The sequence below is a fragment of the Chthoniobacterales bacterium genome, from assembly GCA_018883245.1.
GTDB lineage: Bacteria > Verrucomicrobiota > Verrucomicrobiia > Chthoniobacterales > JACTMZ01 > JACTMZ01.
The window spans coordinates 1-2,210 of the sequence record VEQL01000079.1 but is presented as its reverse complement, the minus strand read 5'-3'; the positions used below and the strand labels follow the sequence as shown (position 1 = coordinate 2,210).

1 protein-coding gene is annotated in these 2,210 nt (G+C 62.8%); it reads right to left on the bottom strand.

The genetic code is table 11. From position 1 onward, the window contains the following. Positions 1-759: 759 nt before the first annotated feature. Positions 760-1,905: an alpha/beta hydrolase gene (locus tag FGM15_13590; GenBank protein MBU3666890.1), complete on the bottom strand. Its 1,146-nt coding sequence runs from the start codon at positions 1,903-1,905 to the stop codon at positions 760-762. Positions 1,906-2,210: the final 305 nt, after the last annotated feature.

Below are 2,210 nucleotides of genomic sequence, written 5' to 3'. Positions count from 1 at the left end.
GTGTTCGACTATGTGAGCGGCGGCACCGATCGGCCGTATTCGTGCCGCATGGCGCAGTTGGAGCACCTGCCCGAGTGGGAGCGCGTGGTGAAGGTGTTGCCGTTTGAAATCCACGATGCCGCCCAACTCGCGGCCTATGAGGAGCGGTGCATCCAGGAAGGCTACGAGGGCGTGATGGTTCGCGACCCCGCCGGACCCTACAAGTGCGGGCGCTCCACGGAGCGCGAAGGCTGGCTTCTCAAGATCAAGCGGTTCGAGGATGCGGAGGCCGAGATTCTCGACACCTACGAGGGGATGAGCAACCAGAACGAGGCGCATAGGGACGCGTTTGGACGGACGAAGCGGAGCCTCAGCCAGTCGGGCATGGTGGGCCGAGGTGAACTCGGCGGGTTCGTCGTGCGATCGCTTGAGACCGGAGTGGAATTCCGGCTCGGCTACAACCATGTGGTCGGCGGGATCGATCGGCTCAGCCTGTGGCTGCGGCGCGAGTCGCTCGTCGGCCGGCTCGTCCGGTTCAAGCACCAGCCAAGCGGGGCGAAGGAAGCGCCGCGGTTTCCGAAGTTCGCGGGGTTCCGCGAGGCTTGGGACAGGTAAATCGCGGTTCCGAGCCAATACCACCATGCCAGCCGTCGGGGGACTCGTTCCTCCGACGGCGACCCTGGAGGATATGGGTTTGGATCGAGGCCGTGGGGACTAGGTGTCTGCGCAAAGCCAAAGTTGAGCGCCTCGACATGGTGGCGATCGCCGTCCATGTATGCGTTATTGGCCTTGGTCGCGGCCGGTCTCGGTGCCTGCCTCTTGCGGCGTTGCGCCTAGATTTTTTTGCCACCCGGCACGGGACGCGGTTTCGAGAATACGATGACTGACCAACGCCGGCTCCTTAAGGAAGATGGAGTGCGGTGCGCCGGGGATGATTTCCACCACGGCTCCCGGCACCTGGGCGCGCACTTGTGCCAGGCCGGCTTGGTCGGCCCACTCTGCCATCTTGGCCGAGTGGTGACGCATGGTTTCCCGCGCTTCCGCTCCGGCCAAGGCCGTGATGGGAAAAGCTGCCGCCGGATCGCCCCAATCGGCATAAAGCGCGGTGACCGGCACGATAATGCCGCGGTAGTCGGCCTTGACGCGATCGGAACCGGCGCGGACCCCGGCCTGCGCGGCTGAGGTATCCTTGAATTCGAGCGTGCCATCGGGATTCAGCACCAACTGGCTCCGGAGTTCGCTCGCAGGAACCGGTGCACCAAGTTGCGCTTCCGCGAAGCGTTGGGCGGCCGGGAAGCTTTTTATTTTCAATTGGCCATCGATGACCTCCGCATCGGCGATGGAAAATTGGAAGACCTCCTCCGTCGTCGGCAAAAGCTTTTCCGCCCCGTCGAAGACCTCGTCGGCCAGCTTGTCGGTGCGGTCGAAAGCCGCATCGAGGTAAACCAAACCCGCCACCAAGTCGGGACGCGCCTGCACGATCCCGGTCAATTCATCTCCGGCAATGGAGTGTCCGACCAACAGCGCCCGCCCGATCCCGAGAGATTGCAGGACCGCGATAACATCCGCCACACGCGTGGCCACATCGTAGCCCTCCGCGGTCACCGTCGACCCTCCGAACCCACGCCGCGTCAGCCCGATGACCCGGTGCGCATCGGTCAACCGCGGTGCCAGGTCGTCGAAGATGGCCGCGGTATTGCCCAGACCGGCGAGCAGCACGATGGGCGGGCCGTCGCCGCCCCAGTCACGGTATTTCAAATCGACATTTTCAGCGACGCGGACAAAGCCCTCCTGAGGCCAGACCCGCGGGGCCTCCGGTGCGGGTCGTTGGCAAGCCGTGAGCAGGCATGCGATGGCTGCGAGCCAAGCCAGAGGGCGCGGCCCGTGATAGAGCGGGGAATTTCGCCAGAGGGGTGGAGCTGCCACGGGACATTTATACCTCTGAGCGTTTTCCCATAAAGAATTTCCGCATGGTCGTTAGCCAAATACCACCATGCCAGCCGCCGGGGGACCTGTTCCTCCGACGGCTTTTTTTCAAGTTTCGCGCGAATCGGGGGTCGCCGGGTTCGTGCATTTTTACGCCTGATAAACGAGCGGGAGGTTTAGTGCGCCTATAACCGGCAAGCGCCATCATTTTCGGTGCCAACTTGTTGGTTTCCAGAAAAATGGTGAAAAAATATGGTGTTCTATGGTGATGGACACACAAATGTCTCCGCGTGAGGCTCTTGGGG